The 16,664-nt window shown below is 46.8% G+C and carries 12 protein-coding genes; 1 reads left to right on the top strand and 11 read right to left on the bottom strand.

Annotation, left to right across the window (positions count from 1 at the left end):
• Position 1: 1 nt before the first annotated feature.
• From ACYVD4_RS05765 to ACYVD4_RS05720, 10 genes are all read right to left on the bottom strand, one after another.
• Positions 2 to 907 (bottom strand): ThuA domain-containing protein, encoded by a 906-nt coding sequence (locus tag ACYVD4_RS05765; RefSeq protein ID WP_460943334.1) that lies wholly within the window; start codon positions 905 to 907, stop codon positions 2 to 4.
• A gap of 325 nt (positions 908 to 1,232) precedes the next feature.
• A complete protein-coding gene (locus ACYVD4_RS05760; RefSeq protein ID WP_460943332.1) occupies positions 1,233 to 2,738 on the bottom strand; it encodes a RagB/SusD family nutrient uptake outer membrane protein in 1,506 nt (501 codons plus the stop codon).
• A gap of 21 nt (positions 2,739 to 2,759) precedes the next feature.
• Entirely contained in the window at positions 2,760 to 6,254 is a 3,495-nt protein-coding gene (locus ACYVD4_RS05755; protein WP_460943330.1) for a SusC/RagA family TonB-linked outer membrane protein, read from the bottom strand.
• Positions 6,255 to 6,285: 31 nt separating this feature from the next.
• The gene (locus ACYVD4_RS05750) at positions 6,286 to 7,287 is read right to left on the bottom strand and encodes a FecR family protein (RefSeq protein WP_460943328.1); all 1,002 of its coding nucleotides are present in this window, start codon (positions 7,285 to 7,287) and stop codon (positions 6,286 to 6,288) included.
• Positions 7,288 to 7,371: 84 nt separating this feature from the next.
• On the bottom strand, positions 7,372 to 7,989 hold the full coding sequence (locus ACYVD4_RS05745; RefSeq protein ID WP_460944753.1) for an RNA polymerase sigma-70 factor: 618 nt from the start codon (positions 7,987 to 7,989) through the stop codon (positions 7,372 to 7,374).
• Between the two features lie 303 nt (positions 7,990 to 8,292).
• Entirely contained in the window at positions 8,293 to 8,958 is a 666-nt protein-coding gene (locus ACYVD4_RS05740) for an SGNH/GDSL hydrolase family protein (protein ID WP_460943326.1), read from the bottom strand.
• Positions 8,959 to 9,020: 62 nt separating this feature from the next.
• Complete coding sequence (locus ACYVD4_RS05735; protein ID WP_460943324.1) at positions 9,021 to 11,147, bottom strand: outer membrane protein assembly factor BamB family protein; 2,127 nt, start codon at positions 11,145 to 11,147, stop codon at positions 9,021 to 9,023.
• Positions 11,148 to 11,286: 139 nt separating this feature from the next.
• Positions 11,287 to 12,765, bottom strand: a complete 1,479-nt coding sequence (locus ACYVD4_RS05730; protein ID WP_460943322.1) for a DEAD/DEAH box helicase — start codon at positions 12,763 to 12,765, stop codon at positions 11,287 to 11,289.
• 193 nt (positions 12,766 to 12,958) lie between these two features.
• The gene (locus ACYVD4_RS05725; RefSeq protein ID WP_460943320.1) at positions 12,959 to 13,732 is read right to left on the bottom strand and encodes an SDR family NAD(P)-dependent oxidoreductase; all 774 of its coding nucleotides are present in this window, start codon (positions 13,730 to 13,732) and stop codon (positions 12,959 to 12,961) included.
• A 97-nt stretch (positions 13,733 to 13,829) separates the two neighbouring features.
• Entirely contained in the window at positions 13,830 to 14,645 is an 816-nt protein-coding gene (locus tag ACYVD4_RS05720) for a phytanoyl-CoA dioxygenase family protein (RefSeq protein WP_460943318.1), read from the bottom strand.
• 179 nt (positions 14,646 to 14,824) lie between these two features.
• Between ACYVD4_RS05720 and ACYVD4_RS05715 the strand changes: the two genes are divergently transcribed.
• Positions 14,825 to 15,964, top strand: coding sequence for a BamA/TamA family outer membrane protein (locus tag ACYVD4_RS05715; RefSeq protein WP_460943316.1), 1,140 nt, complete (start codon positions 14,825 to 14,827; stop codon positions 15,962 to 15,964).
• On the opposite strand, the gene ACYVD4_RS05710 is transcribed toward ACYVD4_RS05715, so the two are convergent.
• Positions 15,961 to 16,629 carry a phosphatase PAP2-related protein gene (locus ACYVD4_RS05710; RefSeq protein WP_460943314.1) on the bottom strand — a complete coding sequence of 223 codons (669 nt, stop codon included), beginning with the start codon at positions 16,627 to 16,629 and terminating at the stop codon, positions 15,961 to 15,963. The genes ACYVD4_RS05715 and ACYVD4_RS05710 overlap by 4 nt on opposite strands.
• Between the last annotated feature and the right edge of the window lie 35 nt (positions 16,630 to 16,664).

The raw sequence follows: 16,664 nt of genomic DNA, 5'->3' as shown, positions 1-16,664 counted from the left end.
ATTATTTAGGATGTCCGTATGGTACGTTAATATCGATTTTGCCTTTCCACTTCTTGGGTATGGATTTCCCTAACGCCCAGTGAATGCTGTTGATGACAAGATGCTGAAACGACTCAACCTGAAAATCTTCAGGGTGCCCCATTGTGGTCATAAACGCCTTTCCGCCCCACTGATTCTGCCATGTCCAGGCCACCGGATTTTCAATCGCGTCTTTGTCAGGATTGACCGATTTACCCATTAATAGTGGCACCGCACCCTGAGCCGGATAATCGGGTTTGACCCGATAAAGCCAGGACGCTACGTGGAAAGATGGTGATACGCCCGTTAGAATCGGATTTTTAGCCGCTTCGGGAATAATCGTTACGTCGGTAGTACTTTTATGGCCGTAGTGCGTGTGTTTTGCTGCACCACCCCATCCCGGAGGGCTACCAAAGGCAAATTCCCCAAACGAATTCCAACGTTTGCGCGGATCACCATCGGGGAAATTAAAGGCGTGGGTAGTAGTCCGAAAACCAACGACAGGCTTGCCCGATTTCAGGTATGCGTCAATATAATCCAGTTGTTCCTGAGGGAGTAGCCGCCAGCGAAGGTAAAACACCGCCAGATCGGCCTCTTTAAGAACTTCTAGTCCGGGAATATCTTTTTCACCGTTGTAGTCGGGTACTGATTTCAGAACTTTCGTCCGCATACCGTAACTTTTTTCCAACTCTGCGGCAATCAAAGGCAAGGTCAATTCTCCACTGTACTCATGGTCGCCCGTTACAAACACAACATACGGCTTATCGGCTTTGCTGGAAAGCGCTTCCAGATGACGAGCGAGGGCTTCGTTTTGACCCAGTCCCAACAGGCCCGACAAGCCTAATAAGCCCGAAGTCTGTTGTAAAAAAGCTCTGCGTTTGGTTTTCATGTACTAGTAATTTTGAATTTTATGCCACTGTTCAAACGTATCAAATGCCAATAAATTGAGCAGGAACAATAGCATGTAGTGACAAGACGATTTTCGTCTGAATATACCCATCCCTTTTCCGTTTAGCTGTTTTTGGCTAAAAAATCGGATAAATGAGCTAAAATAATGGTATTTGTCGTAATTTAATTTCGACCCAATTAAGCTAAGTGATACGTATCGGGAAGTTATTTCTAGTACGCTCTTTTATCTGTTTTACCTAGCAGGAACGTACTAAATCACTCAGCCCGAAATTACATAGTTCGGGCTGAGTGATTGATAAACAGGCTTAGTAGCCCGGATTCTGTTTCAGTTTGTTGTTATTTCTAATCTCGGAAGTCGGAATTGGGAAGAGTAATTCCCGCTCTTTCAGGATAGGGCCGTACGAAAACTTATGACCAACGTAGTTATCGAAAGCCTTGGTTGTCACGTTAAACGCTTTCCGAAGCCGGACCATGTCGAACCACGTAATATTTTCGAAACTTAGCTCATACCAGCGCTCTTTCCAGACAGCTTCGCGAAGCTGGTCTTTGGTGAGTCCTGTCAGATTCGGCAGGTTAGCCCGGCGTCTGATTTTGTTAACCGCTTCATAAGCATCTGCCGAAGGACCCGACACTTCATTGGCAGCCTCGGCATAAATAAGCAATACGTCGGCGTAACGTAGCAACGGCCAGTTCAAATCGCTGCTGGTGGTTGTCAGTTGTGCAGCGATGTCGAAATGCTTATAAATGTAGTAGCCGCCCAAATCGATTGTTCTTGAACGATTGTCCTTCAACGTATAAGTGCGGTAGTAAAATTGCTTTTCTTCAGCTCGTTTATCGCCTTTTTCATACGATTCGACAAACTCTTTATTCGCGAAAATGGCACCTGTCTGGTCAGAATAAGCCGAAATACCCTGATTGTAGGGAATGATAGACGTTTGCCAGCCAGAGGGCTGAATATTGGCCAGAAACTGCACCATGAAGATATTTTCGCCAGTATTCTTTTTGCTCGGATCGTGCAGATCATCATACGTAGTAAACAGACTGTACTGATTCGACGTAATGACTTCGTTTGCTTTCTCGGCGGCTTTTTTGAAATACTCAGCGCCTTTCTGCAATGGATAACCCGCCATAGTCATATATACATCGGCCAACAACGATTTAATAGCCCCCAGAGACACGCGCCCAGTTTTGTCGAGATAGGGCAACCCCGATTTTTCGGCTTCCAGCAAATCAGCTACAATCAGGTTGTAAACCGCTTCTTCGGTTGCCTGTTCTGCATAAAGATTTTCGGACGTAAGACCAACTGGCTCAGTAACTAAAGGTACTTTCCCGAAAATCCGGACCAGATTGTAGTAGTACCAGGCCCGAAGAAAACGAGCCTCGCCCAGCGATTTGTTTTTGGCCGTCGCATCCATCGTAATACCCGGAATTTTCGCAATCGCCAGATTCGCGTTACCAATACCTTTATAGCAACTTACCCAATACGTGCGGCCATAGGTGTTGTCGGAATTGTTGGTAAGATTTCGAACGAAAATACTGTTTACCGCTTGTCCTAACTCGGTGTTGGCCAATCCCGTAGCAAACTCAAGCATCATCCAGGGCGCGCCGTTAAAACCACCACCCGTGGTCGTTTTTAAATTATCGTAGATGGAGTTGACAGCACTGGTGGCATGTTCGGGCTTGGTGAAATAATTCTCGACCGTAAAATTGGAAGGGTCACCTTCTTCCAGAAAATTAGAACAACTGGCACCGCTCAGCAGCAACGTAGTGCAGAGTGTCCATTTTGTAAGGTTTTTGAGATAGTTGGTCATGATACGTAGTGATTTATCGGGTTAGAGGCCAATGTTCAGACCAACCATAAATACCCGTGGTTTCGGATAATCGTATAAAGCAACACCCTGATCGAAGGCGTTTCCGGTGGTCGACACTTCGGGGTCATAACCGGGATATTTTGTGCTTAGGAAGAAGTTCTGCACCGATGCATAAACCCGTAGCCGATTCAGACGTAACTTCTCAACCGTTGTTGAAGGGAACGTGTATGCCAGTAACAGGTTACGTCCGCGCAGAAACGATCCGTCTTTTACCCGATGCGTATCTTCGTTGGTATTGTATCCCGCCGATACAGGACGTAGTTGAGCAATAGGCGTGTTCTGATTTTCAGGAGTCCAGGCGTTCAATACCGTTTTAAAACTGTTGGCAATACCCTGCCGATCTTCGGCCGAGTGCTCACTACGATACAGTACGTCGTTGCCCGTCATAAACTGAAGATCAACCGTCAGGTCAAGGTTTTTATATTTGAACGTATTAAGGAACGTACCAAACGTCGTCGGAATACCTCTCCCGATAATAACCCGGTCGTTGTCATTCACTACGCCATCCCCGTTAACATCCTGATATTTCACATCGCCCGGCTTTTTCAGATACTTAGCCGCTGTCGATTCTTCGGCCATACTCCAAGTTCCCTGATGAACAAATCCGAAGAATGAGCCAACGGGCTGCCCTTCGCGTACTACGGTCGATCCGACGAAAATATCAGAACCGCCCGTGAGCGCAATCACTTTGTTTTTGTTGAACGATACGTTGAACGTAGTATTCCAGGAGAAGCCATTCGAGTTCACATTCACGCTGTTCAGGGCAAATTCAATACCCCGGTTTTCCATACTTCCTACGTTGCGCGAAACCGTTTCATAACCACTGCTGGCCGGTACGGGCGCACTAAGCAGCATGTCGGTTGTGAGTTTTCGATATAAATCAACTTCAATCGATACACGATTCTGAAAGAGTCCTAACTCAAGTCCGGCATCAACCTGATGCGTTTTTTCCCATTGCAAATCTGGGTTCGCCAGTCGTCCGGTACCGATTCCGATAGCGCGTGCCCCGCCAAAAATCACTGAATAGTTTGCCAGACCTGCCAACGCCTGATAGGCCGTAATTTCAGAGTTGCCCGTAACACCGTAGCTGGTACGTAGTTTCAGGTTCGATATGGCCGGTACGTTTTTAAGAAAATCTTCTTCTGTAACCTTCCACGCAAAAGCCGCTGATGGGAAAAAAGCGTAGCGATTTTGCGAACCAAACTTCGACGAACCGTCGATACGTCCGGTTAGGGTAAACAGATAGCGATCTTTCAGGCCATAGTTGACCCGGCCGAAATACGAGTTTAAACCATAGGCAACGGCCGACGAACTCGGTGCCTGCGGGTTGGAACCTGCTCCGAGGTTATTATACAGAAAGTAATCGTCCTGAAAATTCTGCGTAGCCGCTACCGATGTAAAGCGGTCGACGTGTTGCCACGATAACCCAAGCAAGCCTGTAAGCGAGTGTTTTTCGCCAAACTGCCGGTTATATGTCAGGTAGTTTTCGAACTGCCATGAATTATGCCGCTCGTTCGTGACACTGGCAATACCACCCTGATTTCGGGAAATGTAGTTGAGTGTACGACCACTGTAGAGGTCAATACGTTGGTTAATAACGTTTGTACCAACGGTAGTACGTAACTCCAGCCCTTTGGCCAGATTGATATTGGCGTAAATATTACCCAGCAAGGTCTGCGTTTTGATATAATTCAGGCGTTCTTTCAGAATATTGATGGGGTTGCCACCGCCTTCCATGCCCGGATAATCTTCATTGCCACCCCAGCGACCATCGGGATATTTGACCGGGATAATTGGTAACGCTTCCAGTACCTGACGCATGGCAATGATTCCTCCACCACCCAATGGGTCGATCTGATTTTCGTTCTGATCATTATAACTGAGGCTACCACCTACTTTCAACCAGTTTTTGATCTGACTGTCAAATACGAACCGCCCAGCAAATCGCTTCAGCCAGGATTCTTTTACGAGTCCGTTTTCGTTGCGATAACCCAGATAAACGCCGTAGCTGTCTTTCGAATTTCCACCGGCAAATGACAATTGGTGGTTCTGCGTGAAGGCTTTCTGAAAGGCTTCGTTCTGCCAGTCGGTATCATACAGCGGGTTGCCGTTTGCATCGAAAAGCAATGGGTTGGTACGTTTGGTTTTCGGGTCTTTGTATTTTCCACCTGCCCAGCCTACCGGGTCATATTTCTGCGCATTCTGGTAGGCAATATCCTCGACCTGCAAAAACTCTTTCGAATTCAATAGCTCCAGTTTTTTGGGTAATACGCCCACACTCAGATCAGTATCATACGTAACGCGTCCGCCTGTCTGACTTCCCCGTTTGGTCGTTACCAGAATAACGCCGTTGGCACCACGAGCCCCGTAAATAGCCGTCGCCGAAGCATCTTTCAACACTTCGATAGACGCAATATCGTTTGGATTGATGTAGTCGATAGGCGTACTACCATTTGTTAACCCGCTGGCATTCAGAATAACGCCGTCGATCACATAGAGCGGGTTGTTCGCTACGCTCACAGACGTATTACCCCGAATACGGATATTGGAACGTCCGCCGGGGCGGCCCGAATTGACCGATACGTTAACGCCCGTGATACGTCCAGCCAGTCCCTGATTGAGCGAAGCGGCTGGTCTTTCCTGCAATACTTCTGCCTTTACCGTACCAACGGAGCCAGTTAAATCTGACTTCTTCTGAACGCCATACCCAATTACGACCACTTCGTTCAGGGTTTTCTGATCGGGTGCAAGCTGAACGGTGAGGTTTGTTCGATTACCGATAGCAACTTCCTGAAGCTCGTAGCCAACGAATGAGAAAACTAACGTAGTAGCGTCATCAGGAACGGTCAGTTTGAAATTACCTTCGCTGTCGGTTGTGGTGCCACGTGTCGTGTTTTTGACAACAACGCTCACACCGGGTAGTGCTTCACCCGATTCACCTTTTACCGAACCACTGATTGTTTTATCAGCTACAATCGTTTCGGTATGCGGTAGAACAACGTGCGTTATGTCGGCAACCTTTTCCGACACAACCGACGACGTAGTTAATGTTTGTTCTGCTTCGAGAGGTGCTACGTCTATGCCGGTCAATTTTCGGGTTTTTCGCGTACTCATAACGAGGTATGAACTCGCATTTACTTTTTTGTAGCGAAAGCCTAGCGGACGTAGTATTGTGGATAGGTTTTGCTCCAGATTCGCACGGGGTTGAATCGTTTCGGCACTCACAGAAACCCCTTCTACGGCTCGTACTTCAAAAAGGATATCAACTTTATAGCGCGATTTCAACTCCGTCAGTACATCTTTCAACTGACGGGTTGCTACGTTGGTGAGCGTGCGGTTTTTCTGCTGCAGGTTGCTGGCCAGCAAAATGGACTGCGCCCAGCCTGGCTGTAAAATAAGCAACAGAGCAAGGAGCAGCAACCCGGTTCTGGGGAGCTTACGTATGGAATGAATCATAAAAGGAAAAGGTATAGGAGTAAAGATTGAGTTAGCGACTGGTCAGTTGAACTCGGTTTCCCTGCCGAACTACGCTGATATCGAGCAGTTCGGAGATTGATTGGAGGAGCTGATCTACGTTATCGGCCCGAAACGAGCCCATTAGCATTCGGGAAGCCAATGCCGAATCGTTAATACTGACCTGAAGACCGTAGTTTTCTTCAAGCAGGTAGGCTACTTCCTGTAAGGGCGTTTCATCGAACACAAACCGTTTATCGGTCCAGGCCGGGTAGTGTTGTACGGCGCGCACATTCTGAAGGGCGATGTGGTTCTGCGGATCGAGCGTAACACGTTCGCCCGGCTTCATAAGCACCTGTTTAACCGTCGATCCGGCATTGTAATTGAACTGGACTTTACCTTTGTTCAACGTAACGCGGGCTCCTCGTTTTCGTGAAAAAACGCTAAATTCCGTTCCGAGTACAACCACTTCGAAATTCTTGGTTGTTTTCACCACAAACCGGCTATGATTGGGCATGTGGGTTACGGAGAAATTAGCTTCGCCAGTGAGTAACACCTGCCGGGTTTTGCTGCCAAAGCTCCAACGCGGAATCTGTAGGCTCGAGTTCGAATTGAGCACTACCTGACTTCCATCGGGTAAACGTATCGAACGGGTTTCGCCAAAAGCAGTTTCGTAAGTTTTGTATAAAATCTGTTTCCGAAACAGCACTGCGCTTAATCCCAACAGAAGAACGAGTGAAGCCGCCACGAGCCACTGCCGCCGAAACCCGATTATCCGAGTCGGTGACGTTTGCGAATAAACTGAAGGTTCGGCACTGTGTGGGTGCTGCTCCAGAAAAAGCTGGTACTGTTGCTGCGCTACGTCGGTTTGTGCCCGATATTGCGGATGAACAGTTTCCCATTCTTCCAGCCACTCATAATATTTTTCTTCGTTTCGCTGATCCTGTAGCCACTTCGCAATCAGTTCTCGTTGTAAAGGGGAGACTGACCGACTGAAATAACTGAATATCAGACTCTTATTAACTTCTGATTCCATAACATTTTGCGCTGTTTATCATAGGATGAATGGTAAAAGAAAAGGCTGATCATTGCCCCAGTTGGCGAGGTCAAAATGAGTGTGTTATAGAGAAAGCGAGTGGTAAATGGCCAGTAGGGTAATGAGCCAGTGATCTTTAAGCCCTTTGCGAACGATGCTAAGTGCCTTTACAATATGGACTTCGACGGTTTTGATCGAAAGGCCCAATTCCTGTGCAATGTCCTGATATTTCTTCCCTTCGAACCGGCTCATCAGAAACACTTTACGGCACTGTGGAGGCAGGGATTCGACCAAATCTTCCAGCTTATGAGCAACCTCTTCGAACTGTAATAACTGATCTGGACGCTGGCTGGGCGAAGCCTCCCGAACTTCAGCAGATTCGATATCGTCCAGTTTCTGAAACTCCAGCCGCAGGTAATTGTAAGCCTCATTCCGAACGCTCCGAAAGAGATAATACCGATACGACGATGTTATGGACGCATAAGCGCGGGTTTTCCAGAATTTGCAGAAAACATCACTCACCAGATCTTCGGCTGTTTCTTTCGAATAGACGTAACGTACGGCATGGCTACATAAAGCCTGATGATAACGCCGAAACAATAACTCACACCCTTTTTGGGGGCTTTCGTCAAATGTGCGCCGTATGAATAATTCGGTATCATTACCGGCCCCCAATTCATCCGGTGGTGAACTGTCTGGCATGGCGACTATGAGCGGAGAATTCTCCGGTAGTTGCGAAGAAGGGAAATCGGGCCGGAGACGATTTTGCATAGCTTTGGCTTGATTCCTATAAAAGTCAATCCTATACATATAAGACAACTTTTAGCCAAAAGCACCTTAGTTGATTTTAAAAAAATCTAAAAAAAGTTAAAAAATCCAGCAAACAGTTTACTAATGCACTGATTATCAGTATGCATTATTTGTCAAAAAACGAACACTATGAGTTATAAAAAAATGCTGACCGTTAGAACAGCCAGCATGGATTAGTTAGTCTTCTAAACTCAATTATTTAACCGTTGCTAGTACTTTCTGCATCTGCTCGGCCACGTACTGATTTCCTGCATCGTTCAGGTGAACGCGATCGGTGGTGAGGATTCCCCGATCTTTATTTTCTGAATTACTTTTTAGGTTATAATCCAGAAATGCCCGGCGCAGGTCGACCAAAGGTAAGTTCTGACGCTTGGCAATGTCCCGAATAAACTGGCTATACTGGTTCAGATCGCCGTCCTGCTGGTTGGTCATATCTGTTTTTTCGCCGATGGCCGCTGGCGTACAGAGTACCACTTTGATATTGGCCGCCTGTAGTTTTTTAACAACCGCTTCGTAAAATTTCACAAACTTGTCAGGATCAGTACCTGTACCCGACGAGGCTTTATGCCACACATCGTTTACGCCTACCCAGATAACCACTACATCGGGTTTCTGCGCCAGAACGTCGTCGTCCATTCGCAGAAACAGGTCGTAGATTTTATTTCCACCGATTCCGGCGCCAATCAGTTCGTATTGATCGGCGGGGAGCATGGTTTTGAGTCGATCGACATAGCCACCGGGTTTCACACCAGCCTGCGTGATGGAATCACCAAAAAAAACGATACGTGTGGGTTTGGCGGCTGTCATTGCCAGCAAACCGATAACCAGGAAGCCAAGAAAAAGGCGACTAATTGTTTTCATATTCTGCAAAGACGTAGCTACTCGAAATTTACCTGAGCTTACTACGTAGTGGGTGAAATAGATTATGGTAGCGCAAATGCTACGTATTGGTTTCCGCGTTTCGCGCCAAGTTTAGCTCCTCCGCAGGCAATCACTACGTATTGTTTACCCCCAACCTGATACGTAGCGGGCGTAGCAAATCCGGCGGCAGGCAGATTGGCTTCCCAGAGGATTTTCCCTGTTTTTTTATCAAATGCTCGCATTTTTTCGTCTTTGGTAGCCGCAATGAACAAGACTCCACCGGCCGTAACGACTGGACCGCCGTAATTCTCCGTTCCTGAATTGTCGATGCCTTTCGCTTTCAGATACTGGTCTTCACCCAGTGGAATTTTCCACGCATATTCTCCCGTATTGAGGTTGATGGCGCTAAGCGTGCCCCAGGGCGGTTTGATGGCAGGATAGCCTTTGCTATCCTGAAACTTGACGTAGCCCTTAATCTTGTAAGGTAAGTATGGTTCCTTTACCTTCGGTGTAGTGCCTGAGCTACTGGCAACTTCCTGTTTTTCGTCGTTAAACAGGAAAGAAACCAACGCCTGTTTGTCATCGGCCGATAACGTAGTGAAACCGGGCATCATGCCTTTACCGCTGGTGATAATCTGCGTTACATAGGCTCGGTCGCGACGTTGACCAATATCGACTAGAGACGGGTAACCACTACGTGCATTTCCTTTGCGTTCGGCACCGTGGCAGGCAATACAGTTCTTTGTGTATACCCGCTGACCGGGACTGAGGTGAGCCAGAGCATCAGCTTTGGGCGTATCAATCATTGTAAATAGCCATGGAATATCGTTCGCATTCACATACAGAATGCCATCAGGGTCAGCGGCTGCCCCACCCCATTCGGCCCCTCCATCGGTTCCCGGAAACATGATTGATCCACGCTTGCTGATTGGCTCAAACGGACGTTTACCTACTTTTCGGAATATGGCCAGTAGCGAATCTTTATCGGTAGTATACGGATTTATATCCGCTTCGGTCATCACCTGACGAGCAAACGGAGCTGGCTTTTGCGGAATAGGTTGTGTAGGCCACGTAACCTCGCCCGGTATATCTGATTTTGGTACAGGAACTTCCTTAATTGGGAAGAGCGGTTTTCCGGTTACACGGTCGAAAACAAAAACATGCCCTTGCTTAGAAACCTGCGCTACGGCGTCAATTTTCTTCCCATTTTGCGTGACCGTAATCAGATTTGGGGGAGCCGGAAAATCCCGATCCCAGATATCATGGTGAATAGCCTGAAAATGCCAGAGCCGTTTCCCCGTTCGTGCATCGAGTGCCAGCAGACAATTGGCAAACAGGTTTTGTCCGGTACGGTTACCACCATAAAAATCATAAGAAGGTGAACCCGTTGGTACGTAGAGAATGCCCCGTTTCCGGTCGACAGCCATACCCGACCAGTTGTTAGCCGCGCCAATGTCGGGATTTTTGTAGGCGTTTTTCGGCCAGGTGTCGTAGCCAATTTCTCCTGGATGCGGAATGGTTTTGAATACCCAGGCCAGTTTTCCAGTGCGCACGTTAAACGCCCGAATATGCCCCGGCGCACCACCAACGTCTTCCGAAACCCGCGATGGCATAATCAGCAAGTCTTCGAATAGTGTGCCAGGCGTGTTTGAAATTACGAACTTGTCTTTAGCCGATTCGCCCAATCCCTGATGCAGATCGGCCCGACCGTTATCGCCAAAGCTTGGTATGGGTTTGCCTGTTTTGGCATCAAGGGCGCATAACATTGGTCCAACGGTGTACAGGATACGTTTGTCATCGCCCGATTCCCAGTACGTAACTCCTCGGCATGTGCTGTACCAGGCTTTCAGCGAGTCGCCAGTGCGCCAGATTTCTTTACCAGTGGCCGCATCAAGCGCAAACACTTTTACCGTGGGCGTAACGCCGTATAGAATCCCGTCAACAATAATCGGGTTTGCTTGAATCTGACCACTATCAGGTGTTGCATACGTCCAGGCAACCTGCAATTTATTGACATTTTGCGGGTTAATCTGGGTCAAAGTAGAATAGTGATTTCGGTCGGGACCGCCCAGATACTCACTCCAGTTAGTGCCATCGTTGGGCTGAGTATCTGTTGGATTTTGCCGAAAATGCGACCAGCCTATGGCCAACGTAGCAGAACCTACGATGAGAAGCAGTAAGCGTTTCATTCAGGAAAAGGTAGTAAGAGAATCTCTTATCCAAAGAACTAAAATTACGCCAACTACCCGTTTTTTGACTTTGAAATTGACCGTAGAGCTTATCTGGGATGAAATGAAAAAGCCCCGGCGTTTTTGCCGAGGCTTAAGACTAATAATTTTTGTCGTTACTAAAATCCAGATATCGACTATTTCCGGTGCCACGAGAAGGGCTTTGTTCGCGAGAACCTTGCCGCGACTGGTTAGTCGCACTACGTTGCGGTCGTTGTTCAGTTCGATTTCCCTGCTCGCTACGTGGCTGCTGTTGCTGACGGTTTTCGCTCCGTTGTGCAGAAGGTGCATTTCCACGACGGTCATTCGGGCGATTCGGGCGTTCGTTACGTCCTTTATTTTGTGGGCGAGCGTTTTTCGATTGCTGGTTATTCGACCGTTGGTTATTGGCGTTACGTCCCTGACGAGAAGGTATTGGCATTACCACGTCCATATTAATATTTAATACGTAGGGATGTTCGGTTATAACCGGCACCTGTTTACCAATTAGCTTATGAATATCTTTCAGGTAAGCCGTTTCTTCTAAATCGCAGAAAGACAAAGCAATACCATCATTACCTGCTCGTCCAGTTCGACCAATTCGGTGAACGTAGGTTTCGGGAATGTTGGGCAACTCGTAATTGATCACGTGCGACAATTCATCGACATCGATACCCCTTGCTGCAATATCAGTGGCAACCAGTACACGTGTCTCCCGCGATTTGAAATTCGAAAGTGCACGCTGACGGGCGTTCTGCGACTTATTTCCGTGAATAGCTTCGGCCTGAATACCGGCTTTCAGCAAATCTTTGGCTACTTTATCAGCTCCGTGTTTTGTGCGGGCAAACACCAGTGCAGAACGAATAGTGGTGTCGTTCAAAATATGCACCAGCAGTTTACGTTTATCATCGCGATTTACAAAATACATGGCTTGCTGAATGGTATCGGCAGTCGATGAAACCGGCGTAACCTCAACTTTTGCTGGATTCTGCAGAATAGAATCGGCCAGTTTTGCCACGTCGGGCGGCATGGTGGCCGAGAAAAACAACGATTGTCGGCGTTCGGGCAATTTGGCAATCACTTTGCGCACATCATGAATAAAGCCCATATCGAGCATACGGTCGGCTTCGTCAAGCACAAAAAACTGCACATCACGTAACGAGATAAAACCCTGATTCATGAGGTCAAGCAATCGACCGGGGGTAGCAATCAATACGTCGATACCAGCTTTAATCGTATTTACCTGACTATGTTGCGAAACACCACCAAAAATAACGGCATGACGCAGGTTCAGGTGACGTCCGTAAGCGGTAAAACTTTCGGCAATCTGAATAGCAAGTTCGCGGGTTGGAGTCAACACCAGCGTTTTAATACGTCGGGGCGCTTTGGGATTCTTGCTACGTTCCTCGTTCAGAAGTTGTAGAATTGGAATAGCAAATGCGGCTGTTTTGCCCGTGCCTGTTTGTGCACAACCTAATAAATCGCGACGGTTTAACAGAATAGGTATTGCTTGTTGCTGAATGGGCGTCGGATTCGAGTAACCTTCTTCAGCCAGAGCTTTCAGAATCGGGTCAATTAAATTTAAATCAGAAAATTGCATGTGTTGGGTGGACGTCAGTAGGCTGGGAATAATAACAAAAAAGTAAGTCCGGCATCCAACGTCTGTGTAAAGTTATACGTGTACAACCGTGTTGTCACAAATAAAGTGCCATTTATTGGCGAAGTGCAAAAAAGGCCGCCATAATCTCTCTGGATTATGGCGGCCCTTCCGTAATAAAACTAGCGAATTGAGCTTAGTCATAAATACTACCGGCGGTTTGTTCAACCAGACCTTTTGGCAGCAGCCAGGCCATAAATTTCCCGGCTTTATTCAGAATACCGGTAACTACTTCAGCTTTTCCGGCCAACGTAGCATCGACCGATTGCTTGGCGACGTCTTCAGGTGTCATATTTACTTTTTCGGCGGCCTTACGTCCTTTCTCACCAATCTGCGCCCGGTCGGCAAAGTTTGTATCAGTCGAACCAGGACATACACACGTAACAGAAACCGACGATTTCTTTAACTCCTGACGAAGTCCCCGACTAAATTGAAGCACAAATGCTTTCGACGCTGAATATAAGCTCAACCCCGGTACCGCCTGATAAGCCGCCGAACTACCGATATTGAGAATGTAAGCTTTCGATTGCTGACGAAGTTGCGGTAGAAACAGGTGTGTTAGCTGAACCAGCGTAGTCATATTCACCTGCATCATATCGAGGTGCTCAGAAATCGTATGCTTTTCGAACGGGCCACTCAGACCATAACCGGCATTATTGATCAGCATCTGAATTGTGTATTTTTTCTGATTACACCAATCAAATACCTCCTGTCCAGCACCTTGCTTGGCCAGATCTATAGCCAAAAAATCGGTCTTAATCTGAAATTCGCTGGCGAGCTGGCTGGCTGTTTCACGGAGCAGCGATTCGGAGCGGGCCACAAGCAGCAAATCAAATTTACGCCGAGCCAATTCTCTGGCTATTGCCAGACCAATTCCTTTACTGGCTCCTGTAATGAGGGCGTACGCCATAAAAAAGTTGTAGGGTTATAAAGTTGTAGGGTTGTAAAGTTATAGGATGTGCTTTTGCCAACTCTATAACCTTACAACCCTACAACTTTATAACGTATTAAATATTAACTTTTGAGATAAACCGATGGTAGAACGGTGTTTTGCTGTTCTCATCTTTCGGCATGTATTTGCCTGTTACAACGGGCACGTACATTACCCGACGACGGCTGGCTTCACCAATATAGGGCGATTGTTGAGCACGGTGCCAAAGACGTCCATCATGTACCGATAAATCACCAGCGTTAATATCAAAACCAATCTCGTGCTTATCTGGATCGTTGTCGACAAAGTATTTTTTGCGGAACAACATCTTCAGAATACCCTGTTTGTGCGTACCTGGAATCACTCGCAGACCACCATTTTCATAGGGCGTAGGATTTAGGTGAATACCCACGTTAAGCATCGGCATGATTCGCTGACCTAAGAAAATATCGCGGGGGCTATCCGTATGCCAGCCCATTTGCGAGAACTTACTGTTTGGCGTGCGAACGTAGTGGTTGAGAATAAGTCCGTCTTTTTCGATTTCAGCAATCCGTCCTTCATACGGTTGAAGCAGATCGACAACCGCCTGTAAACGTGGGTCCTGCAAAAATTCATGAAGTGCCGTACTGTGCTGCGACAGAAAACACATCCGCTGAATCATCGGATTGCCTGCTTCGTCCTGTCCAAATTTCAGGGGTACGCCATTCACTTTGTCACGACCTTCGGCAATCCATTCTTTTTCAATCCGTTCAGTTTCGCTGATGAATAATTTCACTGTTTCCGGCTCAATGAAATTACGGAAAACGATAACCCCATGTTTATTGAAAAACTGGCGTTGTTCCGGAGTAATGGTTTCGCCCAGTTTAAAGGGCGGCAAGGTTAATTTGCTCATATCGGTGGTTTACAATTCGGAGGTTCCGTATTTGGTGTCTACCGGTCATCGTGCTTCTGGGTAATTCACACGGATGAGACGGTTTCATTGAAAGCCCAAATCTACAAAATTTACAATTTTAGGATTACTTTGCTGCAATTTAATTAATAGGACTTTAATTAGAAAGCATCTAAGTAATTGTGACTGTGTTACTTGACAAACGGTCGATTTTGCTGTTAATCACTCTTTTAATCGGCAATTCTGGTTATTTAAGGGCGCAACAAGACAGTTTACCTGTATTGCGTCAACCAGTAGGCGGTCAAATTCCGCGAACACGGAATACATTAATTTTACCATTGGTAGCTCGCTCCATCGAAACAGACTGGTCGTTTGGGGTTGCTGGCTCGTTTACATTTCGGTTCAATAGACATGACACACTGACACGAACATCTAATACGCAGGCACTGGTTTTATACTCATTGCAAAAGCAATTTATAGCCGCTATTAATGGTACTACGTATTTCCCCGGCGAACGTATTATTCTCAACCATCAATTGTCTTACAGCTCGTTTCCTGACAAATTCTGGGGACTGGGGAAAGAAGCCCCCGACGAACATGAAGAGCCGTATTCGTTCAAGCAATATTACTTATATCTCCATGCTCAGCGAAAACTCAGGGAGCACATTTTTGGAGGATTAATTTACGAATACCAGCGTTTGCTACGTGTTGATTATCAATCGGGTGGTTTATTTGATCAACAACAGGTATCGGGCCGAACGCCTTATCACATTTCGGGAGCCGGTTTAAGCTTAACCTATGATTCGCGTAACAATGCTTTTGCCCCCGACAAGGGAGGATTTTTGCAGGTATTTTTTAACCACTTCGCTCCAGCTTTCGGGTCTGATTTTCGATACACGAACTATGTAGTTGATTTCCGACGATTTATCCAGCTATATCGCCAGCACGTACTAGCTATTCAGGCCTATGCGTTTGTGAACACGGGTGACGTACCGTTACGTAGTCTGGCGAGTTTTGGCGGCTCAAACAGTATGCGTGGCTTTTACGACGGGCGTTATCGGAGTAAAAATCAGGTGGTAGCCCAGTTAGAATACCGAATTCCTTTATTCTGGCGATTCGGTGCTGTAGGATTTGCTGGAATTGGAAATGTGGGCGATCAATTACAAGAGATTAATTTTCAACATATTAAATATTCTGCCGGCGGAGGTATTCGAGTTGCATTGAACCGTCAGGAACGCTTGAATCTACGTATCGATTATGGTTGGGGATTTGGGCAAAGCACTACGCACGGCCTTTACTTTCAACTCGGCGAAGCGTTCTAATTCATGGGTTTATCGACGTTGCTCCAGCCGCTGAGTGCCAGCCATTTCCCGAGCCGATAAAGCGGATAGGTAAAGACAAAGGCGCCCATTACATCGATGGTGTAATGTACGTGCTGTACCAATAGTAAAGCTCCAACAAGTAGTGTTCCGATGAAGACGAAAAATCGGTCCCACCAACGACGTAAACATAAAAAAATCAGGAAGATGGTCGATGTATGTCCTGAGTAAAATAAATCTTTTGTGATATACACTTTCCCATAAAACGCATTGGTAATTGGGTCAACCATTGGAATCAAACCAACAGGCGGATCGAGCGGTAATAGATTGATACTGAGCATACGCGACAGACTTACGATCACGTAACTGTAGACAAACATCATGAAAATTGCCGGGCTTCGTCGTACTCGAATAAGCAATAATAAGGCAGCCGCCCAGATCACTAAAAAGATGATAAGCGATACGTCTACAGGTGGAATTCGGGCCAATAACCAGTCGTGTAAAACGGGACCGGAGTGCCGCTCAATTATCTGAAAAAATGTAGGAAATACGGCCAGTAATATCAGTAATGCTATAATACCAATAATTGATTTCTTGCGGAATACCGGCGATTTCCAGGCGTTTTGCCAAACTAAATCGTTGACAGGACGAGGGTTGAAAAGAGACATAACGGCCACTAAAAGGCCGCAAAGTTACGAAGTGT

It is taken from the genome of Spirosoma daeguense (assembly GCF_054776875.1).
This window is presented reverse-complemented; position numbering and strand designations above follow the sequence as displayed.